Origin of the sequence: Sneathiella sedimenti (assembly GCF_017313765.1) — a bacterium.
Lineage (GTDB): Bacteria > Pseudomonadota > Alphaproteobacteria > Sneathiellales > Sneathiellaceae > Sneathiella > Sneathiella sedimenti.
The window spans coordinates 71,050-94,750 of record NZ_JAFLNC010000001.1 but is presented as its reverse complement, the minus strand read 5'-3'; the positions used below and the strand labels follow the sequence as shown (position 1 = coordinate 94,750).

Here is a 23,701-nt window from a genome sequence, read left to right as displayed (position 1 = left end):
CTAATGCTTTGTGCGATAGAATGACGCAGCAGATAATTTAGCCTTGTCGCCGCGGTGCGGCCGATTTATGCAAGACATTTGATAATTTGTGTTTATTGGTAACTTCAAGATATTTTTAATATGAACAAGATATTTGCATTCTGTATCGCCTTCTTCCTGCTGGCCAGTGCTGTGGTCATCGGGTTCTGGTTTACGGGTAATTTGCCTGGTATTGGACAGGAAAAATCAGAAGGCTCTTCGGTGCTTGTCGGGGTGCCGCAGATTGGCGGCCCTTTTTCGCTTGTTAACCACAAGGGAGAGACGGTTACTGATGAGGATCTCGAGGGAAAACTTTTCCTTGTCTTTTTTGGTTTTACGAACTGCCCCGATGTTTGCCCGACAGAAATGCAGACAATCTCTGTTGCCATGCAGGAGCTTGGTGATGATGCCAAGGAAGTGGTGCCGTTGTTTGTCACCGTTGATCCAGCAAGAGACACACCCGAAATTTTGGCCAGCTTTGTCTCGGCCTTCCATCCTGCCATTGTAGGGCTTACGGGCAGTGAAGAATCGATCAATGATATGAAGAAGAAGTACCGCGTCTATTCGCAGAAACAGGATAACGACGATCCGGACTATTATCTGGTGGATCATACCTCTTTCACTTATTTGATGGGGCGGGATGGTGACCTGATAACCGTTTTCTCCTTTGGTGTGCCCGCAGAGGAAATGGCGTCAAAAGTACGCGAGCAACTGTAATCTGTTAAGGAAGAATGATGAAATATCTCAAATACTTACCCTTCGTTTTATTGGTTGGGGTTTTAATAGCTAACGCGGAATCCGATCTATTCGTCTCCCATGCCGCAGAGAAAAATGGCATGGCCGTAACGGAAGCCTGGTCCCGGGCGCGTCCAGCCAATGCCGCGGTAGGCGGTGCATTTATGACCATCCATAATATGGAAAGTGAGGCGGATAGCCTTGTTGCCGCATCAAGCCCGATTGCGGATCGCGTCGAAGTCCATAACAGCGTCATGAAGGATGGGGTTATGAGCATGATGCATATGGAGAAGCTGCTTATTCCATCAGGCGAAATGATCGCCCTGAAACCGGGCGGATTTCATATCATGCTTATGGGGTTGAAGAAGCCGCTCGCCAAGGGAACTGAATTTCCGGTAACACTTAAATTTGCCCGGGCGGGTGAGATTACGGTTACTGTGCAGGTGAAGGATGCCGGTGCTATGGATATGGATATGCATAATCAAAAGCATAAACATAATTAGTCTGGCATTTTAGGTTGTTAAAAGGGGCCGCTCGCACGGCCCCTTTTTTTCTTAAAATTCCGCCGTTGCCTTGACCGCAAGTTCGCCTGCCGGTCCCCGGACCCACACACTGCATTCGTCCGAATTTTCTGGCTTCCCACTCAAGGTAAAGGGCGCGGTATCAAAAATCGGGTTGAAATTGCGAAAACTGAACTTGCGAAGCGGCCGTCCATCCATTTTGTTGACGGCGAGACGCATTAGCAGGGTCCCAAGCAGCGGGCCATGCACGACAAGGCCGGGATAACCTTCCTCTTTCAAGCAATAGTCAAGGTCGTAATGGATCCGGTGTCCGTTAAAAGTGAGTGCTGAATAACGGAATAGTAATACCGGGTCCGGGACGACTGTTTCTTCCCATATGCCGTCCGTGGGTGCCAATTGCGGATCTTTCTTGCCACCGCTGGTCTGGCCTGCCGCTTCACGATAAACAATATCATGCTCTTCAGTAAGGCATAAACCGGCCGCACTTTTCACCTGATGCTCGACTGTGACAAAAACCAGGGTACCGGTCCGGCCTTGTTTTTGCACCACACTCTTGATGGTGGAAGTCTTTTCGGCGGTGTCTCCGGCGCGAAGGGGAGCGTGAAATTCAAGTCGCCCACCAGCCCACATCCGCCGCGGTAGCTCTACAGGTGGCAGGAAGTCCCCTCTGATCCCATGGCCGTCCGGGCCGATTCGTGATTGCTTGTCGGTCGGCAGAAAATACATCCAATGGCCCCCAGGGGGAACGATGTCGGAGGCCGGGCCCTCTTCATCCATGATGGCAGCGAAACCGTTAAGTGCGTGTTGATGTATGATTTCTTGTTGGGAAATCTGATTGCCAATCCAGTTTTCAAGTTTTTTCATTTGTTTTTATCTCTTGATTGCTTTTCACGTGATCATTTGAATAGCATATGTGCATTATTGTCGGGGACAAAAATTTTAACTAGTGAGCCATCATGTCAGCAAAGTCGAAAGTTCTTAAGTTATCGCATATCGACCTTGTGGGAAGTATGGACGTAGAGACAGCGGCAAAGGTTATTTTTCGTGGTTGCGCCCTTCATCTGAGAGAGAACTTCCGCCAGTTCAAGGAAGAGGGGGACTCAATGGCATTGATGCAAATTCGTATCGGAGTAAGGCGCATGCGCGTTGCACTCTATATATTCCGATCGATTATTCCAAAGGAAGTCCGCTCGAATTTTAACCGTGAATTCCGTTATTTCGGCAACCTGCTCGGGGATGCCCGCAATATGGACGTATTCCTTAACAGTACACTCATGCCTGAAATCAAAACAAAGGATTTCAAAAAGGTATCGAAAGAGCTGCTGCGGCTTGGGGAGATCTTTCGCGCAGAGGAATATGACATCATCATTCATGAAATCTCCGGCGGCCACTTTGAAAGGCTTTCGAAATCCTTTGATAAATGGTTGCAGGGAAACTGGTCGACAAAACTGGGCAGATCTGCGCGTAAAATCATGAGCAGTCCTATTGCGCCCTTTGCGTTGAACGCAATCGAGGAAGGTGGGATTGAGCTTTTGAACAGGGGGGCGGATGTGGAAAATCTCTCGGCTGACGAACTGCATGATTTGCGTAAATATATAAAGCGGACCCGCTATCATTTGCGCTTCTTCTCTTCATTGTTTCGCCAGGAAAAAATAGATGAAGGATATGACCTTCTGGTCAGAATGCAGGACTATCTTGGCCATATTAATGACGTTAAGGAAGGCATGATCATTCTGAGCCAGTTAAGCGCTGCTATCCGCGCCGATTATTTCGCAGAGACACTCCGCTTTAACGCGCGGGTTTATGGTGATGCCAGCAAGGAAGTGGAACATAATCTGGCAGAATTTCGCGCCCTTTGGCGGAAGTTCGAGGATTTCACTATCGATAAAAAGGATTTGAGGAAAGCCGTCTGACGCGGTTTACCGTTTCGCAAAAGGGAGCCGCAGCATCCAGAAGATGCTTTGTTTACGGTGCGACTGGTATTCATTGAGGCCGATGGTCATTTTGTCATGGCCAGCGGAGGGCTGGGGCCGGTAGGTGCTGAACATATAATCCCACCAGGGCAGGTTAAAGCCGTAATTACTGTTATGTTCGTCCCGGATCACGGAGTGATGGACGCGGTGCATATCCGGGGTAACAATAAATTTCCGGGCGAAATTATCGATTTTTTCTGGCAGGCCGGCATTCGCATGATTAAACATGGCGATCGAGCTTAAAAGGATCTCGAAGATGATCACCGCGACGACGGGTGGTCCTATTAACAGGACGACCACAAGTTTGAGGACCATCGAAAGTAGGATCTCTACAGGATGGAAACGGGCACCGGTTGACACATCATAGTCAACATCCGCGTGATGCATTTTATGAAATTTCCACAGAAAACCTACGCGATGAAAGATAACATGCTGCCAATAAATCACCAGGTCCTGCAGGATGACAGCAATTACGATGGAAAAAGCAATTGGCAATTCCACGACATTGAGGAGGCCCCAGCCATTTTCAGTTGCGGTGACGGCCAGTCCGACCGCCAGGATAGGGAACAACAATCTGAGAAGAAGGGTATTCAGGAACGTCACGCCAAAGTTGTTCAGCCATCGCCACAGGATTGAAACGCTTGGCGGGCGTTTGGGCGCAAATGCCTGCCATATGCCGACGGCGCCAAGCGTGCCCAGAAAAAAGCTCAGGCGAACTGTAGGCTCATGGTTCGCAATGAAATCCAGCATTATTTTGTCAAAGTCTCCTTCATACCTCTGACAAAATAGGGCGTGCCTGTTAAAATAACCATTGAAATCACGGACATGGCGAAAAAGTGAACTGCCACGAAATTCCGTAATTTCCCATTATGCAAAAATGTAGAAGAACTAGGTGGTGGGTACTGCCGCCTGACCCGAACCGATCTCTCCCATATGCTTGATGTCTCTGCCAATTGCCTCAAGAAGTGGCCGGGCGCGATCAAAATCCTCTTTGCGGCCGCCGACACGAATACTGAGGCGGCCCTCCATCGCGTCCTGTTCGCTGCCAATTGCGGGAGCGTCCATCCAGTGCGCGCCACTGGCCTCAACAATTTTCGCATATTTTTGAGTGGCGTCGAGTGAAGTCTGGCCAAGGTCTACGATCAGCGCACTACTCGCCAGGTTGGAAAGTAATCCGTCCGGTCCATTGAGAAAAGCATCGATCAGCCCCTGCTTGGACAACATCAGAAAAATGATGCCGTCTTTTACCTGATCGTTCACTTCACTCGGTGCCTTGTATAAATTGACCGCATCTCGGGCCATCTTATACCGCAATGCGGGCGAGCGACTTGTTGCATGCACATTCGCACCGCACGCTTTCAACCGGCGCAGTACCGGTCGACCGACATCGCCGAGCCCCAAAAAGCCGACAGAAATCCCTGTTAGACTAGCCATCAATATCCCTCCCTCTTTTATTATTAAAAAGGATTATTATCGGAAGGCAGTCTTTTGGCAAATATTAGTTGGATCAGATGCGCGCATATCGGACCGCGGAACCGCGCTCGATGGCGGCGGCGGTCAGCCGGTCTACATCCAGGCCATGGCGCAGCATTTCAAGCATGCGTAGCTCTTCCTGGCTCAGCTGGCCATCTGATACTGCGACGTCGCAGGCGAGGGCATAGGCCGTGTCATAAATCTTTTTCGGCAGGACAGCGCGGATCTTCCCGATAATTTCCTCCAGCTTCTGGTCCCCGTTCAGCATATCGACGCAAGTCGCCGCGTCGTCCGGAAGATGCTCTTCCTCATAATCGGCAAATACAGGAAGGGTGCGGACAATTTCGCCAATTGTAAACAACTCCCGGTCCGTCATTTCACGATCTGCTGCGGATACAATTACCATAGTAGAAATTAGGGCGGTGTGCAGGTTAAGCGTCGTCATGCGACAGTATCTCCGGTCTGGAATGAAACAATTACTCACAGGATATGAGGTTCAATCTCGATTATCCAATGATATTTTCTTTAATCCCTGTTCTTTTTCGGAAATAAAGTTCCGGGTAAGGGCAATCGCATCTTTCAGTCCCAGCCGGTGGATTTCGACTTCTGGTGGAAAGGCGGAGGCAAGTCGGGACGGCATCATGCTATCGAGCATCACGAAGACTCCGAAGTCATTTTCCCGCCTGAGCAATCTTCCGAAGGCCTGCTTTAGTTTAAGCCGGGTCAGCTTGTCATCAAATTTACTACCGCCAAAAGCCTTCTTGCGGGCTTTATGCTTGATGTCGGGGCGCGGCCACGGAAGCCTGTCAAAGACTAGAAGGCGCAGCGACCGGCCCGGCACGTCGACGCCATCGCGAACGGCATCCGTACCGAGTAGGATCGAGTTTTCCTCCTCCCGGAAAATATCGACGAGGGTGGAGGTATCGAGCGCATCCTGATGTTGGGCATAAAGGTCATATCCGGCGGCGGCGAGAGGACCTTTGATATTCTCATGCACGGCACGCAACCGCCAGATTGCGGTAAAGAGTCCGAGAGCACCCCCACCGCTGGCTAGGAATAATTCTCGGTAGGCTGCGGATACTTCCTTCATGTGATCCCGCCGGACGTCCGTCACGACAATGACGCGGGTTTGCTCGGCAAAATCAAAGGGGGACGCGAAATGATATCTCTTTGGTGGAAGGATCATATGATGCGCGCCAGTTCGCATATCCGCAGACTGCCAGCTTTCCTCGCCATCATGATTGTCGCGTAGCGTTGCGGAGGTGATCACAGCGCCATGAGCCTTTTTCAGAATTGTCTCCGCAAAGGGAAGGGTCGGATCGATATAGCTTCTGTAATATCCCAGATCGAGTTCCCGTCCGCCGATGCGTTCTATGGCGAACCAATCTACAAACCCGTCAGGGGTATGATTGCCAATTTCCTTCAGCATGGCTCGCCACGGCGCAATATTCATTGAGACGCGGCGCGTAATGCCCTGAACTGCGGCTTCGATCCGGTGACGCGTGGCGCTATCGAGATCCTCCGCTTCCGTATCCAGACGGTTCAGCAGAATTTTCCCAAGCGCGGTCATTGGACCAGCCAAACCGGCAAGTGCTTTATCAAGCTTTTCTGCGGCTTCGCTCAATTCGGGCAGGATGTCATTAATCGTGCATTCTATCGAGTACGGGCTGTCGGGCTGACGACATCTCGCAAGAACCTGGCTGCGAATAAAGATCAGCAACTCTTCCATTGGGCCGTTTGGCGCCCCGTCGCGTACGCGGGTCAGCCAGCCGTCAGTGGGTAGCCTGCGCGCGGCGCGCATGGCCTTCTGAAGGGCCTCAATTCCCTTTTCATCATCGCCGATCAAATCACCGATACGGTTTTCAAGGCCGCGCATCCTGCTTTTTCGGCCGGTATCGCTCCCGGCGATCCAGCGTCGTAGCTCTGCGGTTTCCTGTCCGGTTAAGTGGGCGGCGAAGGCACTGTCGGCTGCGTCGAACAGGTGGTGGCCTTCATCGAATACATAGCGCTTTGGAAGATAGGGGTCATCGGGACGTGTCGCCCCATTGATCATCACAAGGGCATGATTGGCAATGACAATATCCGCCTTGCGCGCTTTGCGGCTCGATTTCTCGATAAAGCATTTGCGATAGTGGGGGCAGGCGGAATAGATGCATTCGCCCCGGCGGTCGGCAAGACGTGTAATCCTTGACCGGCCTTCAAGCTCCAGCAGCCAGCTGGGAAAATCGCCTCCCACCATATCACCATCGCGGGTCGCCGAAATCCATCTTGCGACAAGGCCCTGGACAATCTGTTCTGATTTGGCGGCCGCACCACCTTGCAGGGCTTCCTCGAAATTAAGAAGGCAAAGGTAGTTTTCCCGGCCTTTCCGGATAACCGCCTTCTCCGCCTTGTCCGTGGGATCATGATAAAGCCGGTTCAGTTCATCATCGATCTGGCGCTGCAGGTTTTTTGTATAGGTGGAAATCCAGACCGCGGCGCCATTCTTTTCCGCCCAAAGACTCGCCGGGGCGATATATCCGAGTGTTTTTCCTGTGCCGGTCCCGGCCTCGGCGAGGACAAGCGTCGGGGCATCGGCCTGATCGCGTGGGACAAAGGCGTGGGAGGAGAGGGCACTGAAATCCGCCTGCTGTGGTCTAGCCTCTGAATTGTTGCCGAGCATTTCCTTGAGACGCTCCCGTGCCTCTATTTCGCTGACGGCGATATCATCAGGGGGTGGTTCCGGAGCATAATCCGCCCATTCTGCCAGAGTACGCCAGGCATCCAGGCCGCCAAAGCGTTCCCGGTTTTCGGGAAGTCCAACCGCCGCCAGAACAGCGGGAGCCCAGTTCCATCCGGCCTGTCCCATTGTCATGGCAATGGCTGAAGCTTCTTTCCTTTTATTTTCATTTAAACCGGTTAAATAACTTAATATAGAATTTGCGGCCTCGAACAGGACAAGGGTTTGTTGCTCCGGGTCCGCAGTCAGTTCCAGGCCGAGGGAGCGGGCAATACCGCGCACTGTCGGTAAGCAGTGTTGCGCAGGAAAAGCGAAGGCGTAAAGTTCCAGCAGGTCGAACGCGGGAAATGGATTGATGCCGAGTCGTCGCGCGACATTCAGCCGATGAACGAGCAAAGGAGGGCGATCAACAACCCGTGCGGCGGCCTCGTCAATGCTGGTTTTTGCCATTTCCCCATCGGGAGTCAGCCAGTATCCGCCGTCTCCGCCGAGCACTAAAACCGGTGCATCGGGTAGCTTGATTTCACCTTGGGTGGGGTTGTTGTCACTTTTCTCGGTCATTTTTTCCAATTGCACGCGCAAAATTGCCTTGCGATCGTTGACGGCACTCGTTTGTGCGCCTACATTCCGCGCTTTCTAGTGATCCATTCTTCCAATGAGGGTTATAATGTCATCGAACGCGGAAATTGCACTATCCAGCAACTCCTGGGCTTTTGTCGAGGCAAAAAAACTCGTGGATCGCTATGCAAAAGAATCTCCGGAAAAAGGTTATGTCCTGTTCGAGACCGGATACGGCCCGTCCGGCCTTCCTCATATCGGTACATTCGGGGAGGTGGCGCGGACGTCCATGGTCCGCCATGCCTTCACTATCCTGTCAGATATCCCGACACGACTGATTGCCTTCTCCGATGACATGGATGGTCTTCGAAAGGTACCGGATAATGTTCCCAATCAGGAATTACTCGCCGCCAATCTTAACAAGCCCCTGACGCAGGTGCCGGACCCGTTCGGAACGCATAACAGTTTCGGTGAGCACAATAATGCCCGCCTGAAAGCCTTTCTAGACCAGTTCGGATTTGACTATGAATTCCGCTCATCAACCGAGTGTTATAAGGCAGGGCTGTTCGATGAGAGTTTATTGCTGGTCCTGAAGCATTATGATGCGATCATCAATGTGATCCTGCCGACCCTGGGACCAGAGCGGCGCGCGACCTATTCGCCTTTCCTGCCCATCTGCCCTCGCACTGGCGTAGTGCTGCAGGTGCCGATCATTGCCAGAGATGAGAAGGCCGATACTGTCACTTACAAGGATCCGGAAACAGATGAAGATGTATCCGTTCCTGTGACGGGTGGTCATTGCAAGCTGCAATGGAAGGTCGACTGGGCGATGCGCTGGCATGCCCTCGATGTTGACTATGAAATGGCGGGCAAGGACCTGATCGATAGTGTGACGCTTTCCAGCAAGATCGTCCGGATCTTGGGCAAACGGCCGCCGGAAGGATTTAACTATGAACTCTTCCTCGATCAGGAAGGGAAGAAAATCTCGAAGTCGAAGGGTAATGGCATCACCATTGAGGAATGGCTGAAATATGCTTCACCGGAGAGCCTTTCGCTCTACATGTACCAGAATCCGAAGAAGGCAAAACGGTTGCATTTCGATGTGATCCCGAAGGCTGTCGATGAGTATTTCTCATTCCTGGAGAAATTCCCCACGCTGGAAGCGAAGCAACAATATGCCAACCCGGTCTGGCACATCCATTCCGGCAACCCGCCGAGTGAGGGCCTGCCAATTACCTTTGGTATCCTGCTCAACCTGGCAGCCGTCGTGAATGCTCATGAACCCTCCGTATTGTGGGGCTTCATCTCCCGCTATGTGGACGGTGCGACGCCGGAAACCAACCCCGAACTGGATAAGCTCGTCGGCTACGCGATCGCTTATTATCATGACTTTGTGAAACCGACGAAGCAGTACCGCTTGCCGTCGGAAAAAGAACGCAAGGCGCTGGAGCAGCTGGTGGCATCGCTGAAAGACCTACCAGACGGAGCAGAGGCGGCGGATATCCAGAATGAGGTTTTCAAGGTTGGTAACGAGAACGAATTTGAAAATCTGCGTGACTGGTTCAAGGCACTGTATGAAACCCTGTTAGGGCAGTCTCAGGGCCCACGCATGGGATCCTTCATTGCGTTGTATGGCATTCAGGAAACCATCCAGCTTATCGAGCGGGTTTTGGCAGGCGAGGATCTGGGGGCGGAGTAATCCGCCCACTCCTCTAGAAAAGCTGGCTGTCGCGGGCGAATTCCATATACATTTTACGTAGCTTCGCGGCGACGGGACCGGGTTGCAGTTCACGGTTTTCGATGCGGGTGACGGGCATGATCTTGCCGAAATTACCGCTATTGAAGATTTCATCCGCATTCATGACATCCTCGCGTGACATGAATGTTTCCTGTACCTCAATACCTGCGGCTTCTGCGAGAATCTTGACCCGCTCCCGCGTGATGCCGGCCAGGAAACAGCCGGTTGCGGCAGGAGTGAAGAGCACACCATCCTTGGCTATCCAGATATTCGCGGTGGCGAATTCCGCCACATTGTCATTCGCATCCATCAGGATCGCATTGTCGAAACCAGCTTTGCGGGCTGCCGCGACGGCGCGTCCGGAATTCGGGTACAGGCAGGAGGCTTTCGCATCCGTTGGCGCCATGTCCCGTGCAGGACGACGTTCTTTCGCAAAATGGGCGGAGAAGCCACTGGCATCGGGCATTGGGCTGTCATAAACAGCGAGAATAAACTCCGCACTATCCGGCTCCGGGTCGATAAATCCACCACGGGCAAAATACATGGGACGAATATAGAGCTCTGATTCCTTGGGGAGTTTTCGAACGGCTTGCGTGCAAAGGTCCAGCACCTCCCCGGTTTCCATGGTCGGCTCAAAACCGAGTGCTCTGGCAGAGCGGGCCAGGCGGGCACAATGTTTATCCAGATCGGGGGCCATGCCCTGAAAAGATCGCGCACCGTCAAAAACCGTTGACGACATCCAGAATGCATGGTCCATCGGGCCGGTCACCCGCGGGCTTTCATCATACCAATCGCCGTTGTAGAAAAAGACACCTGCCATTGTCAGAGCACCTATTTAAGTCATGTCATTTTAAACCTGTACCAGATAATCGTCAGCACAGGCAAGCGTCGCGCGGGCGACATCCGTCACATTTGATTGTTTTTCCTTCTCAAATGTCAGGGCATCCTGTAGGTATTTTGCAAGCGAGACGGAAAGAGTATTTAATGACGATAATCTATCATATGGCAGACAAGACGGACTGGCAGGCGGCTCTGGAAACCGGGGCTTATGAAGGTACTGCCGTGGATAAGTCCGATGGTTTTATTCATTTTTCCACGCGCGAAACTGTCGCGGAAAGCGCGGCAAAGCATCGGGCGGGCGTGGAAAATCTGGTTCTGATATCCGTCGATTCCAATATTCTTGGCGAGGATTTGAAATGGGAGCCGGCGCGTGGAGGAATACTGTTTCCACATCTTTACGGGCCGCTCGACCCCTCCCTGGTGAAAGATGCGGTGTCATTGCCGCTTGGTCCCGATAACCTTCATATTTTCCCGGAGCTGGAATAGCAAGTGGTCAACTTCTATAAAATTGCTCGGCCTTTCCTCTTCTCGTTTGAGGCGGAAAAGGCGCATAACCTGTCTATCCGCGCGTTGAGGAATGGGTTGCTCCCCCGGGTTGACAACGCAATTGATCCTGTCCTCGAAACCAGGGTCCTTGGTCTACAATTTCCCAATCCCATTGGATTGGCCGCCGGATATGACAAGAATGCAGAGGTGCTGTCCGGCTTGTCCGGACTGGGGTTTGGGTTTCTTGAGGCAGGTAGCGTTACCCCGAAACCGCAGCCCGGTAACCCCAGGCCCAGAATATTCCGCCTGACACAGGACGAAGCTGTTATCAACCGGCTCGGATTCAATAATAAGGGGCTGGAGGTTGCAGCCCGGAATTTCGACAAAAGACCCTCGTCTCTGATCGTCGGGGCAAACCTCGGGGCGAACAAGGACAGCACGGACAGGATTGCGGATTATGTGACGGGGATGGAAAAACTCGCTCCGCGCGCAAGCTACGTGACTGTCAATATTTCCTCCCCCAATACGCCGGGTCTCAGGGCGCTTCAGGGCCGGGGGGAGCTCGAAGAACTGCTCGGCCGGATCGGCGAAAAGCGGAGCAGCATGATTGACAACGGCGCGTCCTTCTTTCCCATTCTGCTAAAGATCGCACCGGACCTGACGGATACGGATAAGGCGGATATCGCGGCGGCCGTTTTAGACCATAACATTGATGGTTTGATTATCAGCAATACAACAATCACTCGCCCCGGCAGTCTCCAGGATTCACAAAGAGGGGAAACGGGAGGGTTGAGCGGTCAGCCGCTGAAAAATATCTCTCTCGGCGTATTGAAAGAAATGTATAGGGCGGTGCATGGAAAACTTCCCATCATCGGTGTAGGCGGCATTCAAAATGCGGAAGATGCCTATATGCGTATCCGGGCAGGGGCGTCCCTTTTACAGCTCTATACCGCGATGGTCTACAAGGGCCCCTATGTCGCGGCTGAAATCGCGAAAGGTCTTGCTCAATTGTTGCGAGACGACAAATTCGAGACGATTGAGGCGGCTGTCGGCGTTGACACACCGCTCTAAACTCAAAAACTTGGTGGTGTACACGCGCTAACAACGACGACTTCCTCTTCGCCCACGGCCCGAAAGCGATGTGGGCGATGGCTTTCGAAGTAGTACGCATCACCCGCCTTCAGAACTTTCTTGTCCGCGCCGACTGTCACTTCCAGCTTTCCCTGGACGATGACGCCAGCTTCCTCCCCCTGATGGGAGAGCATATTGCGTCCCGTATCTGCCCCCGGGGAGTAGACTTCATGCAAGACCTGCAATGCTTTCCCGGTCAGGTCTCGTCCTACCTGCTTGTAGGATATTTTGCCTTCGGAGATATCCGTCAGTTCGTCACGCTCATAAAAAATCTTGCGACGGGATGAAAAATCGTTGGCGAAGAAATCGGAAAGACCAATTGGAAAGCCGTCCAGGACTTTCTTGAGCGAACCAACGGCTGGGCTTGTACGGTTTTGTTCAATCATAGAAATCGTGCCATTGGTAACGCCAGCCCGCTTCGCGAGTTCACGTTGTGACAGACCATGTTGTTCTCGCAGGCTTCTCAGTCGCGCCCCAAGATCAAATTCCATAACACAGCCCCTTTCATGATTCGCCGTAGTGTTTAGATTTTTAAACATAAACATCGCCGTGACAATCAGGAATACGTGAATTTCCGCCAGAGAAAATTCATCTTGTGTAAATAAATGCCCTGCTTAGGGTAGGGGAAACAAAACTCCGGGAGTGTTTCAATATGTCCAATACCGCAGCTTCAAGTCCGAATAATCTCGATGCCTTCTGGATGCCCTTTACGGCGAACAGGCAATTCAAATCTAATCCGCGCATGCTCGTCAGTGCGAAAGGGATGTTTTACAAGAATGCCGAAGGGCAGTCGATTCTCGACGGGACGGCTGGCCTATGGTGTTGCAACGCCGGCCACGGCGATCCACGCGTCGTCAATGCCGTCAGCCAGCAGATTGCGGAAATGGACTATGCGCCCGCATTCCAGATGGGCCATCCGAAAATATTCGAACTGGCTGCCCGCGTCACTGGAATGTTTCCCAGCGGCCTTGATCACATGTTCTTCACCAATTCGGGTTCCGAGTCAGTTGATACTGCGCTTAAAATTGCGCTGGCATACCATCGGGCGCGTGGAGATGGCGCCCGGACCCGCCTGATCGGCCGGGAGCGCGGCTATCACGGTACCGGGTTTGGCGGTATTTCCGTTGGCGGCATTGTCGCGAACAGGCGAACGTTTGGAACCATGCTGACGGGTGTGGATCATCTTCCGCATACGCATTTGCCGGAAAAGAATGCATTTTCACGCGGTCAACCAGAACATGGTGCTGAGCTTGCGGACGAGCTGGAAAGGCTTGTAACCTTGCATGACGCCTCCACCATCGCTGCGGTCATCGTTGAGCCGGTTGCGGGTTCCACCGGCGTCATTTTGCCACCCAAAGGCTATTTGGAGCGGCTTCGGGCAATTTGTGACAAGCACGGTATCCTGCTGATTTTTGATGAGGTGATCACGGGATTTGGCCGGCTTGGCGCACCGTTCGCAACTGACTATTTCGGGGTGAAGCCGGACCTGGTGACGCTGGCGAAAGGCCTTACCAGCGGCACGATCCCGATGGGTGGTGTCGTTTGCTCGAAGGGGATCTACGATGCCTTCATGACCGGCCCGGAAAATATGATCGAGCTTTTCCACGGTTATACCTATTCCGGTCATCCGGTCGCAGCCGCCGCCGCGCTCGCGACGCTCGATTGCTATAAGGACGATGGGCTTTTTGAGCGCGCGAACGAGATTGCACCTTACTGGGAGGACGCCGTTCATTCGCTCAAAGATGTCCCCCATGTCATCGATTTGCGCAACCTCGGCCTGATCGGGGCCATCGAGCTGGAACCCATTCCGGGCAAGCCCACGGCACGGGCATTTGAGGCGTTTCTCAAATGCTATGAGAAAGGTTTGATGATCCGGACGACGGGCGACATCATCGCTTTGTCGCCGCCGTTGATTGTTGAGAAAAGCCATATCGACCAGATATTTGATACGCTGCGCACGGTATTGAAGGAGGTGGCTTGACGGTTTCCCCGACAATCTTCCCAATATCAGCCAGTTTTCTGCATAACTGATCTCCGGACGGAGGCGATTTCGCCTCCGTTTTTTTTGCAATATTTTTCCATGACAATGAAAGTCAGAATGACTTGCAATCGCAGCCATTCCGGTTTATGACTCCGCCATTAATTGAGAATAGTTTTCATTATCGATGAGGATACAATATGCGCTTGAAAATTTCTGCGCCCTTTGCTTTGGCGGCAGTTGCCTTGACATCCATAGCGACGCCCGCGCTCTCGGCGGAAGAGGTTAATCTATATTCCACACGTCAGGAGAGCCTGATCCGTCCAATTCTAGACGAATTCGAAAAGGACTCGGGTATTAAGGTAAATGTCGTTTTTGCAAAAAGCGGCATGTTGGAGCGCCTGAAATCCGAAGGGATGAACAGCCCCGCAGACGTCGTTCTAACGGTTGATATAAGTCGTATCGCGGCCCACAAGGAAGCAGGTGTACTGCAACCGATCGACTCTGAAAAGCTGAACGCGAACATCCCGGCGCATTTTCGCGACCCAGCCGGTGAATGGTACGGGCTATCTGCAAGAAGCCGTGTCGTGTTTTACTCTAAAGATCGTGTAAAGCCGTCCGAGCTTTCTACATATGAGGATCTGGCGGATCCAAAATGGAAGGGCCGTATTTGCGTCCGTTCTTCCAGCAACGCCTATAACCAGTCATTGTTGGCGTCCCTGGTCGTTCACAATGGACCGGAAGCCGCAGAAAAATGGGCACAGGGAATAAAGGACAATCTTGCGCGCAAGCCGCAGGGTGGCGATCGGGATCAGATCAAGGCGGTTGCTGCGGGTGAATGTGATATCGCCATTGCCAATACCTACTATTATGGCGCGATGCAGAATTCTGATGATGCGAAACAGGTGGAAGCGACAGAACAGGTTGCCCTGTTCTGGCCGAACCAGGATGGTCGCGGTGCCCATTTCAATATTTCCGGTGCGGGTGTTACTAAATCGGCGAAGAACAAGGACGCGGCTGTGAAGCTGATTGAGTATCTTTCCGATACCAAAGCCCAGGAATTCTATGCCTCCACAAACTATGAATTCCCGGTGAAGCCCGGCGTACAGCTGGATGAAACAGTTAAAAGCTGGGGAGAGTTCAAGGCAGATAATGTCGGACTTGACAAGGTGGCGGATGCCCAGGCCGAAGCTGTCCGGATTTTCGACCGAGTCGGCTGGCGGTAAAGCGCAAAAGATAAGAATGAAAAAGGGGCCGGATGGCCCCTTTTTTAGATTTTGTTATTTAGAGAAGGCTTCCCGGAGGGCGACGACCCCTTCATTGACACAGTCCGTCGCCTTGTCGATTACTCCGCCAAGATTCAGAAAGCCATGTATCATACCTTCGTAATGGGTGTGTTTCGCTTCGCTTCCTTCCTTGTTCATGCGTTCCGCATAGGCAATCGCTTCATCCTGTAGCGGGTCGAAACCGGCGGTCTGTACCAGGGCGGGCGGCAAACCAGCCAGGCTTTCCGCCAGGAGGGGAGAGGCTCGCCAATCTTTTCTATCAGATTCATTCTTCAGGTAATGGCTCTGGAAAAATTCCATCAGAGGGCGGGTCAGGAAGTATCCTTCCGAAAATTTTTCATGGGAAGGGGTCGTCATTTCCATCTGGGTTGCGGGATAAATCAGCCATTGGAATTTTGGCAAGTAGGATTTCTCATCCCGCGCAATCAAGGAGACAACGGCAGAAAGGTTTCCGCCCGCGCTGTCGCCTCCGACAGCTATTTTATCCGGTATCCCGTTATGGTCGGCGATATTTTCGACGATCCAGTCGAGGGCGGCGATGGAATCCTGAACGGCGGCCGGGAAAGGATGTTCCGGGCCCATACGGTAATCCACGGAGACAACTACAAATGGGCCGGAATTGGCAATCAGGCGGCACAGGCTGTCATGGGTGTTCCGACTGCCGACAACCCATCCACCTCCGTGATAATAGACAAGAACAGGCAAGGGAGAGGTCATTCCGACGGGGTGGTAGATGCGGATCGGGATATCGCCGAGCGGCCCCGGAATATCGATATCGACTGATTTGCCGATATCCACATCCTTGAAAGTCAAGGTCAATGCTCTCTCTTCATAGGCAGCTTTGGACTCGGCTGGCGTCAACTCATCGAGCGACGGCAAACCCTTTTCTTCAGAGATATCAAGCACCCATTTGGCCTGTGGATCTAAAGCCATTCCCCGTCTCCTTAATTCAGATTATTTTTTGAGGGCCTTCTCTACAAACTGAAGCCGATCCTGACCCCAGAAAAGTTCGTCTCCGATGATATAGGTCGGCGCGCCAAACACTCCCCGTGCGATTGCATCATCGGTGTTCTTTTCATACAACGCCTTGATTTCGGGTGCCTGACTTTCAGTCAACAACTCTTTACCGTTCAGGCCTGCCTTATTGGCAACCTCGATTGCCGTGGCTTCATCCGCGATATTGCCATCTTCAATCCAGACAAGTCGCTGAAACATTCCGGTAAGGCCAATGGCGTCGCCACCGCGCTGAGCAACCACGGTGACCATCAAGGCAGCAATAAGGTCCGACGCGGGAAAGAACTTCGGATGAATGTTAATCGGGACATTCAGTTCCTCACGCCATCTGGCGAGTTCCATCAGTCGGTAGCTTCTCCGTTGTTCACTTCGTTTGCCAAGCGGCAGTCCCCCTGTTGCACTGAATATCTTCCCATAATTAACAGGAATGACATTGATCTTGGCACCACTCTCCTCGGCAATCTTTACGAAGCGGTCATGGCCAAGAAAAGCCCAGGGGGAAACGAGAGTCAGATAGTAATCGATGGATTTTGTCACTGGGCCATTCCGTTTTGTTATTTTGAATTGCCTAGAGTGTAAAGGTCAATGGAGGCGTTTGGGAAGTAGTTTTTCCATCAATTCTTCAAGAGACATATCATCTTCCCATCCGTATGTTTCTGCGATCCGGTCAATTAGGCGTTGGCGGAAATTATCTAGATCGGCACGTGGATGATAATGGGTGGCCTTGCGTTGCTCCTCCATGGCCGTTCGCAAGGCGCTGTATAGATATGAAGGTAGCTGGGCCCGCTCATACAGGCGCTGGAAGCCGAGAAACCCCCGACCGGACGTGAGCGATATGACACGCTTCTTAGAAATGCCGGATGCATGGCCAAGAGCGGCAGCAAAGAAGGAATGATTGCCTGCAATCAACAGGCGAAGCATCAGCGTCGCTGTCAGGCGACCTTCGCGATCCAGGGCGATTGCTTTCTTTTTCTGCTCGTGATCGGTCATTCTCCGGTCAAGGTTCTTGGCGAGCGCCTTTTCACGAGCATTGAGAATTTTATGGACAGACGTCGTTTCAGATACAGGGTTTCTCTCAATGAGGATCTGTTTATATTCCTCAGAAATGAAATCAAACAGCCGCGAAACGATCTCTTCGGGAAGGAAAGGGCGGTGGACCATGAGTTCCTGAATAGGATCGATGTCGCCAAAACGTCCAAGAATGTGGTCATAGGCAGCCTTGCCGATAATGGCGGTTTCATTTCTCAGGCAGGCCTTGATCGCAGAATAGCAACCGCTTTCGGCGATGCAGGCGGAGGATTTAACGCCAAGATGTGGTCGCTCAGCAATGGCAGTTTGAATGCGGTTGCTGGCGCTTTGCAGAATCGTCCATAAATCCTCATCGGAAAGGATTGGTGAACAGGTGACGATGGGCAAGGATATTTCATCCACGTCCAGCGCTAGCTTCATGGCAATTTCATGAGACAGGAACTCGCATTCCTTGACAGTTTCCGCGATGGTTTGGCGCACAGCCGTATCGATATCATTGACAAAATAGCTGATGATGGCTTCGGTCAGTTCCAGATCGTCATTTGCCAATTGCTGCGCGACAAACCCCTCTGCTGCCTTGCGTGCAGTATTCACGCGCAACGGTGCCGGCATTTTGGCAAACATCGCGGCGATCCGGTCGCCATATAAGGTGGAATCAACCAACATGGACGTTATTAACCTGATATCTAAAAGAATAATTCTATTAGAATCACGTTAATAGGGGGTTACCATATGCGGAAACCCGATGAAAATTGAGTTAAACAATGCCCCTGATATCGCGAAATTGGCGTACCGCGAAAGAATCAGTCATGCCAGAAACAAAATCGGTAATTCCGAGAAGCCAATCATAACGTTTGCGGGGATGCTCGTTGCCATCAGGAAAAAGGGTCATCAGAACGGAAGACCGGGGGTTCATTTCTGTGCCATCGCGAATGAACTTTTCCCAGTCAAGGTTTGCGTCATAAAAAGCATCCAGCAACGTCGTTAAGATTTCCGATCCACTCAATTCCGCCTGGATCCGTTCCGGGTGACGGTAGATTTCACGCTGGCAAAGCGCATATATTTCGTCGAAGAGTTTTGCATGACGCGAGTGATGCAGTAGGTCGCCCTTAAAGGTACCGGCGAGTATTTCTCCTTCACATTCCTTGAAGATATCCGAGACCTCGCCGATGAGCTGTCCAATGCATTTTGCGCGAAGGTAGGAAATCCGTTCTGAGGGGTCATCGACTTCCGCATAGCGTTTCGGCAAGCCGCCAAGAATGCGGATCATCAAATCCTCGGTCTCCCCGTAGGCAAGGCGACCGAGTTTAAACCCGTCCTCAATATCGACAACGCTGTAGCAGATATCATCCGCAGCCTCAACGAGATAGGCGAGAGGGTGACGACACCAGTAGGCCTCATTCCCACGCTGCAAAAGGCCGATCTCCTCGGCGATTTCCCGGAAGGCTTCCAATTCAGACTGCATAACACCGAATTTTTTACCGCCACTATCACCCGGCATCGGTGCCGTAACGATGGATGTCCTTGGATATTTCATGAACGTGCCGAGCGTGGCGTAGGTCAGCCGCAATCCTCCGGAGTTTCGCCAGTTCTGCAGCTTCGTCAAAATGCGAAATCCCTGCGCATTCCCTTCAAACATTTCAAGGTCCCGTGCCTCGGCATCGGTTAGGCCTTCCACCCGTTCCGCTGCGCCGTGTCCTTTTTTGAACCAATGGCGGATAATCTCTTCGCCAAAATGCCCAAATGGCGGGTTGCCGATGTCATGGGCAAGACAGGCGGCGGATACGATATGGCCGAAATCCGCGGGGCTGTACTCACTGCCTTTCAAATGGCGGTCGATAATGACCTGTCCGGCATTTGCGCCAAGTGAGCGGCCAACGGACGCCACTTCCATGGAATGGGTGAGGCGAGTCCGCACATAATCGCTTTCCGCCAGTGTATGAACCTGGGTCTTGTCCTGCAGGCGCCGAAAGGCCGAGGAAAAAACGATGCGATCCTGGTCCTTGTGGAACGGGCTACGCGCGGCGATAACGGGATCATGGCGATCCTGTCCGTAGCGCCGGGTCGAGAGAAGCTTATTCCAGTCCATCATCGGGGTAAACTACCTCATAACTACTTACTATAGAATGAATATTTGTCGGGCTGGGCATAAATTCAATTATCAATGCCGTTCGCTTCTCTCAAAATGTTCAGCCCCAGCCAGGATAGGAAAGGATCAGGTCCGCCATAAGTTCCCGGTTATTCCGATCCATTGACTGTATAATCCGAGACAGGCTGCCAAGACCTTCTTCAAACAGGTCATCGGCCGTGTACCCGTCAAACAGGGCAACAAGTGTCATCAACATCCGTCGTTGCGCATGGGATAGCTTGAGACCGCCGCTATCCGACAGGTCGCGCTTTATCGCGTCGATATCCGGTGCGAGATCGTAGTGGCTAGCGATCTCTTCAATCGAGCCACTGCTGACCTTGAAGTAACGTTCCAGCTGGTTATAGCGAATAGCATCTTTCAATAATGCCGTGAATGCTTGTTCGGTCAACAGGTCCTCGAGGCTCAGCAGGGTGAATATCGAGCGCCAACGTAATACATATCCAGCGTCTTGCAAATCGGGAAAACATCCCTAATATAGGGGGTGATATTCCCTCCCCATATTGAGGGAATGTTCTCAGGGCAGGGTGCAAGTCCCTACCGGCGGTAAAGAACAGAATTTTGTTCAAGCCCGCGAGCGCCCGCTTCGGCGGGGTCAGCAGATTCGGTGTAAATCCGAAGCCGACGGTGATAGTCCGGATGGAAGAGAACAGGATAAAGGGTAAGGAAGGCTGAATTAGGCCTGAGCTAGCCTTTGACCTATTTGCCTTGGGTTTTTGTCAACTTGAATAAACAAGGCCCAAAAATGAAAATCAAAAACACGACATCTGACAATAAAACCCCCAGCATTCACAAAAGTCATAACCGTATCGCTATCATCCAGGCGAACTGGCATGCAGATATTGTCCATGAAGCCAGCAAGTCCTTCATGGAGGAACTGGTCAGGTACGGATATGACGCGGATTGCTTTGATATCCACGATGTGCCGGGCAGCCTCGAAATTCCTTTGATGGCACAGAAGCTCGCTGAAACCGGGCGCTATGACCTGATCATGGCAACGGGTCTGATCGTTGATGGGGGCATCTATCGCCATGACTTCGTTGCCCGGACCGTTCTCGATGCAATGATGCGCGTACAGCTTGATCGCGGTGTCCCGATTTTATCAGTTGTTCTGACACCGCATCATTTTCAGGAAACCCAGGCTCATATGGGATTCTTCAAGGAGCATTTCGTAGTGAAAGGGCAGGAAGCTGCGAAAGCCTGTCATCAGACGCTCAAAAATATGCGCGGGCTCAAGGAACTTAAGCTCGCGTCATAGGGTTAAACGATCCGGGATTTTTTATCGCCCCAGTATTTGTCTTTGAGAAGTCTTTTGTAGAGTTTTCCCGTCGGATGGCGGGGAAGCTCTGCCTCAAAGTCAACGGACCGGGGGCATTTAATGTGACTGATATTCGCACGGCAGAACTCTATCAGCTCTGCTTCCAGATCCTCGCCGACGAGGTTCATATCAACGGGCTGAATAACGGCTTTAACTTCTTCCCCGAAGTCTTCATTTGGTACGCCGATAACGGCGGCGTCATAAACCTTCGGGTGGGTCAGGAGCATGTCCTCGATTTCCTGCGGATAGATATTCACGCCGCCGGAAATGATCATGTAAGTCTGGCGGTCGGTTAGATAGAGAAAGCCATCGTCATCCAGATACCCGACATCACCCAGAGTGCTCCATCCCTTGTCGTTGAAGCTCTCCGCCGTCCGTTCCGGATCATTGTGGTAGGTGAACTCCCGTCCGTCAGAAAAGTAAATTGCTCCGGTTTTCCCGGCGGGAAGCTCTTCCCCATCCTCGTCGACGATATGGACGATGCCGGTCAATGCCCGGCCAACTGTTCCTGGATGCGTCAACCACTCTTCAGGCGTAACGGCGCAATACCCGTTTCCTTCCGTGCCAGCGTAATATTCATACAAAATGGGTCCCCACCATTCCATCATCTGATGTTTTACTTTCTCGGGGCAAGGGGCCGCAGCATGAATAGCGACCTGCAGACTGCTGACGTCGTATTTTTTCCGCACCTCTTCGGGTAATTTCAACATCCGAACGAACATGGTCGGGACGAGCTGCGAATGCGTTATTTTGTACTTTTCAACAAGGCGCAGATATTCCTCCGCATCAAAATGCTCCATGATAACGCAGGTGGCGCCAAAGCGTTGAGTGCGCATGTTGTATCGTAATGGGGCGGCGTGATAGAGGGGTGCCGGGGAGAGGTACATTGTATCCTCAGTAACCTTATACTGTGTTTTTAAAAGGTTAAACAGGTTGTCCTCTGTTCCGATCGGATTACCGATCTCCAATGGCTTAATGCCTTTTGGACGTCCGGTAGTGCCTGAGGAATAAAGCATGTCCGACCCTTCGCATTCATCCGCGAGCGGGTCCGAGGAATAGGTGCCGACAATGTCTTCAAAAGACTTATAGCCGGGCAGCGTGCCGTCGATCATCAGCCGTTCCTCAACATTTGGCGTTCGTTCCACCAACTGTCCGGCAAGTTCTGATTTGTAATTTGAGGTGATGAAAATCCGAGCGCCACAATCGTTTATGATATAGGCTGCCTCTTCCGCTGTAAGGCGGCTGCTGATGGCGGTATAATAAAGACCCGCGCGCTGCGCGGCCCAGCATATTTCATAGAATCTGGGATTATTTTCAAGAAGAAAGGCGATATGGTCGCCGACTTTCAGTCCCATATCCCGAAAATATCGGGCGCCTTGATTTGAACGATCGTTAAGCTGTTTATACGTAATTGTTTTACCGCTGCCAGCCATAATGATAGCCGGCTTTTCCGGTGTTTTTTTCGCAAATTCTCGTATATGCATAGCCTGTTTCTTTTTCTGCTTATTATGGGCCGAACATCATGTCTTGGAACAAAGAATACCCGAGGAAGTGAGACTGTCAATTTCCGCGTCAGAGATGCCGATTTCCTGCAGGATTTCCCGGTTATGTTCTCCATGTCGTGGAGCGTGACGACGTACGTCCCCGGGAGACGCAGAAAACTCTGTATGGATTCCCGGATATACGAGTTTACCTTCGGACGGATGATCCATCGTTTTCCAGAAATTCACTGATTTGAGATGTTCGTCCTCGAGAAGGTCCTCGGGGCTGTTGATCGGCACTGCGGGAATACTGGCTGCATCCAGATCGGCAAGCCATTCAGCGGATGTTCGCGTTTTGATGATGTCACCAAGGACTTCATAAAGTGCGTCGATATTATCGAGCCGCGCTTCAATATTGCAAAAACGCGGGTCTTGCATCAACTCAGGTTGGCCAGCCATGTCAAAGAATGCTCGCCAATGCTTGTCGACATAGGGAAGTACGCCAATCATACCGTCTTTTGTCTTGTAAGGATGGCGGTTAGGGGAAATAGCCCGTGGATAGCCAACGGACCCTATTGGGGGGTCGAAATTCCCGCCATATAGATGTTCCAGCATGTGAAACTGCACCATCGTCTCGAACATCGGAATCTTGACTTCCTGTCCTTCGCCTGTCCGTTCGCGATGATACAATGCCATGGTCATCGAATATACCGCCGTCAGTGCTGTTGCTTTGTCGGCAATCACGGTCGGCATATATCCTGGTCGGCCCATCAAGGTTGATTGCGTTGCGGCAAGACCGCTTACCCCTTGAATCATATCATCATAAGCCGGTTTATTCGCATATGGGCCGTCCTGTCCGAACCCGTACGCGCCGCAATAGATGATGTTTGGATTAACGGCTTTTACATCTTCATAGGTAAGGCGTAACCGCTTAATCGCGGTTGGCCGCATATTGTGGAGGAAGACATCAACAGTTTCCAGGAGCTTGAGGAAGGCTGCGCGGCCTTCCTCTGACTTCAAATCGATACCAAGCGCCCGTTTGTTGCGGTTGGCATTCAGATAAACCGCCGCCATCCCGGGAGAACGGCGTGGACCGAGATCACGGGTTGTATCGCCTTCTGGTCCTTCGATTTTAATGACGTCTGCGCCCATATCGCCCAGGATTTGGGCGGCATATGGGCCGAGCAGGACAGACGTAAGATCAGCGACTCTTACGCCCGTAAGAGGCCCGTGATTCGGTTTACTCATTTGTCACCT

Annotated in this window: 23 protein-coding genes and 1 riboswitch; of the genes, 9 read left to right on the top strand and 14 right to left on the bottom strand. The window is 52.0% G+C overall.

Features of this window, described 5'->3' with window-relative positions:
- Nucleotides 1-120: 120 nt before the first annotated feature.
- Nucleotides 121-735: an SCO family protein gene (locus tag J0X12_RS00440; protein ID WP_207040837.1), complete on the top strand. Its 615-nt coding sequence runs from the start codon at nucleotides 121-123 to the stop codon at nucleotides 733-735.
- Between the two features lie 17 nt (nucleotides 736-752).
- Entirely contained in the window at nucleotides 753-1,256 is a 504-nt protein-coding gene (locus J0X12_RS00435; RefSeq protein WP_207040834.1) for a copper chaperone PCu(A)C, read from the top strand.
- Between the two features lie 51 nt (nucleotides 1,257-1,307).
- On the opposite strand, the gene J0X12_RS00430 is transcribed toward J0X12_RS00435, so the two are convergent.
- The gene (locus J0X12_RS00430) at nucleotides 1,308-2,138 is read right to left on the bottom strand and encodes an HTD2 family dehydratase (protein ID WP_207040831.1); all 831 of its coding nucleotides are present in this window, start codon (nucleotides 2,136-2,138) and stop codon (nucleotides 1,308-1,310) included.
- 92 nt (nucleotides 2,139-2,230) lie between these two features.
- Here J0X12_RS00430 and J0X12_RS00425 point away from each other — a divergent pair, with 92 nt between their 5' ends.
- Entirely contained in the window at nucleotides 2,231-3,187 is a 957-nt protein-coding gene (locus J0X12_RS00425) for a CHAD domain-containing protein (protein WP_207040829.1), read from the top strand.
- A gap of 6 nt (nucleotides 3,188-3,193) precedes the next feature.
- Here the strand turns inward: J0X12_RS00425 and J0X12_RS00420 are convergent, their stop codons facing one another.
- The 4 genes from J0X12_RS00420 to J0X12_RS00405 all read right to left on the bottom strand — a co-directional run bounded on the left by J0X12_RS00420 (nucleotide 3,194) and on the right by J0X12_RS00405 (nucleotide 8,000).
- Nucleotides 3,194-3,997 carry a sterol desaturase family protein gene (locus tag J0X12_RS00420; protein WP_207040827.1) on the bottom strand — a complete coding sequence of 268 codons (804 nt, stop codon included), beginning with the start codon at nucleotides 3,995-3,997 and terminating at the stop codon, nucleotides 3,194-3,196.
- A gap of 138 nt (nucleotides 3,998-4,135) precedes the next feature.
- Entirely contained in the window at nucleotides 4,136-4,681 is a 546-nt protein-coding gene (locus tag J0X12_RS00415) for an NAD(P)-dependent oxidoreductase (protein ID WP_207040825.1), read from the bottom strand.
- A 73-nt stretch (nucleotides 4,682-4,754) separates the two neighbouring features.
- Nucleotides 4,755-5,165 carry a tellurite resistance TerB family protein gene (locus J0X12_RS00410; RefSeq protein WP_207040823.1) on the bottom strand — a complete coding sequence of 137 codons (411 nt, stop codon included), beginning with the start codon at nucleotides 5,163-5,165 and terminating at the stop codon, nucleotides 4,755-4,757.
- A gap of 51 nt (nucleotides 5,166-5,216) precedes the next feature.
- Nucleotides 5,217-8,000, bottom strand: coding sequence for an ATP-dependent DNA helicase (locus J0X12_RS00405; protein ID WP_207040822.1), 2,784 nt, complete (start codon nucleotides 7,998-8,000; stop codon nucleotides 5,217-5,219).
- A 106-nt stretch (nucleotides 8,001-8,106) separates the two neighbouring features.
- Between J0X12_RS00405 and J0X12_RS00400 the strand changes: the two genes are divergently transcribed.
- Nucleotides 8,107-9,696: a lysine--tRNA ligase gene (locus J0X12_RS00400; RefSeq protein ID WP_207040820.1), complete on the top strand. Its 1,590-nt coding sequence runs from the start codon at nucleotides 8,107-8,109 to the stop codon at nucleotides 9,694-9,696.
- A 13-nt stretch (nucleotides 9,697-9,709) separates the two neighbouring features.
- Here J0X12_RS00400 and J0X12_RS00395 read toward each other — a convergent pair whose 3' ends face one another.
- Nucleotides 9,710-10,555 (bottom strand): branched-chain amino acid aminotransferase, encoded by an 846-nt coding sequence (locus J0X12_RS00395; protein WP_207040817.1) that lies wholly within the window; start codon nucleotides 10,553-10,555, stop codon nucleotides 9,710-9,712.
- A 164-nt stretch (nucleotides 10,556-10,719) separates the two neighbouring features.
- On the opposite strand from J0X12_RS00395, the gene J0X12_RS00390 reads away from it, so the two are divergent.
- Nucleotides 10,720-11,061 (top strand): DUF952 domain-containing protein, encoded by a 342-nt coding sequence (locus J0X12_RS00390; RefSeq protein WP_207040815.1) that lies wholly within the window; start codon nucleotides 10,720-10,722, stop codon nucleotides 11,059-11,061.
- 3 nt (nucleotides 11,062-11,064) lie between these two features.
- The gene (locus J0X12_RS00385) at nucleotides 11,065-12,132 is read left to right on the top strand and encodes a quinone-dependent dihydroorotate dehydrogenase (RefSeq protein ID WP_207040814.1); all 1,068 of its coding nucleotides are present in this window, start codon (nucleotides 11,065-11,067) and stop codon (nucleotides 12,130-12,132) included.
- Nucleotides 12,133-12,134: 2 nt separating this feature from the next.
- Here J0X12_RS00385 and J0X12_RS00380 read toward each other — a convergent pair whose 3' ends face one another.
- Entirely contained in the window at nucleotides 12,135-12,683 is a 549-nt protein-coding gene (locus J0X12_RS00380) for a cupin domain-containing protein (RefSeq protein ID WP_207040812.1), read from the bottom strand.
- A gap of 161 nt (nucleotides 12,684-12,844) precedes the next feature.
- Between J0X12_RS00380 and aptA the strand changes: the two genes are divergently transcribed.
- Together aptA and J0X12_RS00370 are read left to right on the top strand one after the other, a co-directional pair.
- Nucleotides 12,845-14,173 carry an omega-aminotransferase AptA gene (gene aptA / locus J0X12_RS00375; RefSeq protein ID WP_207040810.1) on the top strand — a complete coding sequence of 443 codons (1,329 nt, stop codon included), beginning with the start codon at nucleotides 12,845-12,847 and terminating at the stop codon, nucleotides 14,171-14,173.
- Between the two features lie 197 nt (nucleotides 14,174-14,370).
- Nucleotides 14,371-15,396 (top strand): Fe(3+) ABC transporter substrate-binding protein, encoded by a 1,026-nt coding sequence (locus tag J0X12_RS00370; protein WP_207040808.1) that lies wholly within the window; start codon nucleotides 14,371-14,373, stop codon nucleotides 15,394-15,396.
- A gap of 54 nt (nucleotides 15,397-15,450) precedes the next feature.
- Here J0X12_RS00370 and J0X12_RS00365 read toward each other — a convergent pair whose 3' ends face one another.
- The 5 genes from J0X12_RS00365 to J0X12_RS00345 form a co-directional block, all read right to left on the bottom strand.
- Nucleotides 15,451-16,389, bottom strand: coding sequence for an alpha/beta hydrolase (locus J0X12_RS00365; protein ID WP_207040806.1), 939 nt, complete (start codon nucleotides 16,387-16,389; stop codon nucleotides 15,451-15,453).
- Between the two features lie 21 nt (nucleotides 16,390-16,410).
- Entirely contained in the window at nucleotides 16,411-17,007 is a 597-nt protein-coding gene (locus J0X12_RS00360; protein WP_207040804.1) for a 2-hydroxychromene-2-carboxylate isomerase, read from the bottom strand.
- Nucleotides 17,008-17,052: 45 nt separating this feature from the next.
- Complete coding sequence (locus J0X12_RS00355) at nucleotides 17,053-18,165, bottom strand: DUF2336 domain-containing protein (RefSeq protein ID WP_207040802.1); 1,113 nt, start codon at nucleotides 18,163-18,165, stop codon at nucleotides 17,053-17,055.
- A gap of 91 nt (nucleotides 18,166-18,256) precedes the next feature.
- A complete protein-coding gene (locus tag J0X12_RS00350; protein WP_207040799.1) occupies nucleotides 18,257-19,591 on the bottom strand; it encodes a deoxyguanosinetriphosphate triphosphohydrolase in 1,335 nt (444 codons plus the stop codon).
- Nucleotides 19,592-19,688: 97 nt separating this feature from the next.
- Nucleotides 19,689-20,036, bottom strand: coding sequence for a hypothetical protein (locus J0X12_RS00345; protein WP_207040797.1), 348 nt, complete (start codon nucleotides 20,034-20,036; stop codon nucleotides 19,689-19,691).
- 118 nt (nucleotides 20,037-20,154) lie between these two features.
- A riboswitch (FMN riboswitch) is annotated at nucleotides 20,155-20,300 on the top strand.
- Nucleotides 20,301-20,390: 90 nt separating this feature from the next.
- Here J0X12_RS00345 and J0X12_RS00340 point away from each other — a divergent pair.
- Nucleotides 20,391-20,903: a 6,7-dimethyl-8-ribityllumazine synthase gene (locus J0X12_RS00340; RefSeq protein WP_207040795.1), complete on the top strand. Its 513-nt coding sequence runs from the start codon at nucleotides 20,391-20,393 to the stop codon at nucleotides 20,901-20,903.
- 2 nt (nucleotides 20,904-20,905) lie between these two features.
- Here the strand turns inward: J0X12_RS00340 and J0X12_RS00335 are convergent, their stop codons facing one another.
- Together J0X12_RS00335 and J0X12_RS00330 are read right to left on the bottom strand one after the other, a co-directional pair.
- On the bottom strand, nucleotides 20,906-22,447 hold the full coding sequence (locus J0X12_RS00335) for an AMP-binding protein (RefSeq protein ID WP_207040793.1): 1,542 nt from the start codon (nucleotides 22,445-22,447) through the stop codon (nucleotides 20,906-20,908).
- Nucleotides 22,448-22,483: 36 nt separating this feature from the next.
- Nucleotides 22,484-23,692: a CaiB/BaiF CoA transferase family protein gene (locus tag J0X12_RS00330; RefSeq protein ID WP_207040791.1), complete on the bottom strand. Its 1,209-nt coding sequence runs from the start codon at nucleotides 23,690-23,692 to the stop codon at nucleotides 22,484-22,486.
- Between the last annotated feature and the right edge of the window lie 9 nt (nucleotides 23,693-23,701).

What these genes read in the sequence shown, in the direction of transcription:
- J0X12_RS00330 (WP_207040791.1), bottom strand. Translation starts at nt 23,692, where the DNA reads ATGAGTAAACCGAATCACGGGCCTCTTACGGGCGTAAGAGTCGCTGAT.
- J0X12_RS00420 (WP_207040827.1), bottom strand. Translation starts at nt 3,997, where the DNA reads ATGCTGGATTTCATTGCGAACCATGAGCCTACAGTTCGCCTGAGCTTT.
- J0X12_RS00370 (WP_207040808.1), top strand. Translation starts at nt 14,371, where the DNA reads ATGCGCTTGAAAATTTCTGCGCCCTTTGCTTTGGCGGCAGTTGCCTTG.
- J0X12_RS00400 (WP_207040820.1), top strand. Translation starts at nt 8,107, where the DNA reads ATGTCATCGAACGCGGAAATTGCACTATCCAGCAACTCCTGGGCTTTT.
- J0X12_RS00365 (WP_207040806.1), bottom strand. Translation starts at nt 16,389, where the DNA reads ATGGCTTTAGATCCACAGGCCAAATGGGTGCTTGATATCTCTGAAGAA.
- J0X12_RS00340 (WP_207040795.1), top strand. Translation starts at nt 20,391, where the DNA reads ATGAAAATCAAAAACACGACATCTGACAATAAAACCCCCAGCATTCAC.
- J0X12_RS00335 (WP_207040793.1), bottom strand. Translation starts at nt 22,447, where the DNA reads ATGCATATACGAGAATTTGCGAAAAAAACACCGGAAAAGCCGGCTATC.
- J0X12_RS00395 (WP_207040817.1), bottom strand. Translation starts at nt 10,555, where the DNA reads ATGGCAGGTGTCTTTTTCTACAACGGCGATTGGTATGATGAAAGCCCG.
- J0X12_RS00390 (WP_207040815.1), top strand. Translation starts at nt 10,720, where the DNA reads ATGACGATAATCTATCATATGGCAGACAAGACGGACTGGCAGGCGGCT.
- J0X12_RS00380 (WP_207040812.1), bottom strand. Translation starts at nt 12,683, where the DNA reads ATGGAATTTGATCTTGGGGCGCGACTGAGAAGCCTGCGAGAACAACAT.
- J0X12_RS00430 (WP_207040831.1), bottom strand. Translation starts at nt 2,138, where the DNA reads ATGAAAAAACTTGAAAACTGGATTGGCAATCAGATTTCCCAACAAGAA.
- J0X12_RS00425 (WP_207040829.1), top strand. Translation starts at nt 2,231, where the DNA reads ATGTCAGCAAAGTCGAAAGTTCTTAAGTTATCGCATATCGACCTTGTG.
- J0X12_RS00415 (WP_207040825.1), bottom strand. Translation starts at nt 4,681, where the DNA reads ATGGCTAGTCTAACAGGGATTTCTGTCGGCTTTTTGGGGCTCGGCGAT.
- J0X12_RS00405 (WP_207040822.1), bottom strand. Translation starts at nt 8,000, where the DNA reads ATGACCGAGAAAAGTGACAACAACCCCACCCAAGGTGAAATCAAGCTA.
- J0X12_RS00440 (WP_207040837.1), top strand. Translation starts at nt 121, where the DNA reads ATGAACAAGATATTTGCATTCTGTATCGCCTTCTTCCTGCTGGCCAGT.
- J0X12_RS00350 (WP_207040799.1), bottom strand. Translation starts at nt 19,591, where the DNA reads ATGATGGACTGGAATAAGCTTCTCTCGACCCGGCGCTACGGACAGGAT.
- J0X12_RS00355 (WP_207040802.1), bottom strand. Translation starts at nt 18,165, where the DNA reads ATGTTGGTTGATTCCACCTTATATGGCGACCGGATCGCCGCGATGTTT.
- J0X12_RS00410 (WP_207040823.1), bottom strand. Translation starts at nt 5,165, where the DNA reads ATGACGACGCTTAACCTGCACACCGCCCTAATTTCTACTATGGTAATT.
- aptA (WP_207040810.1), top strand. Translation starts at nt 12,845, where the DNA reads ATGTCCAATACCGCAGCTTCAAGTCCGAATAATCTCGATGCCTTCTGG.
- J0X12_RS00435 (WP_207040834.1), top strand. Translation starts at nt 753, where the DNA reads ATGAAATATCTCAAATACTTACCCTTCGTTTTATTGGTTGGGGTTTTA.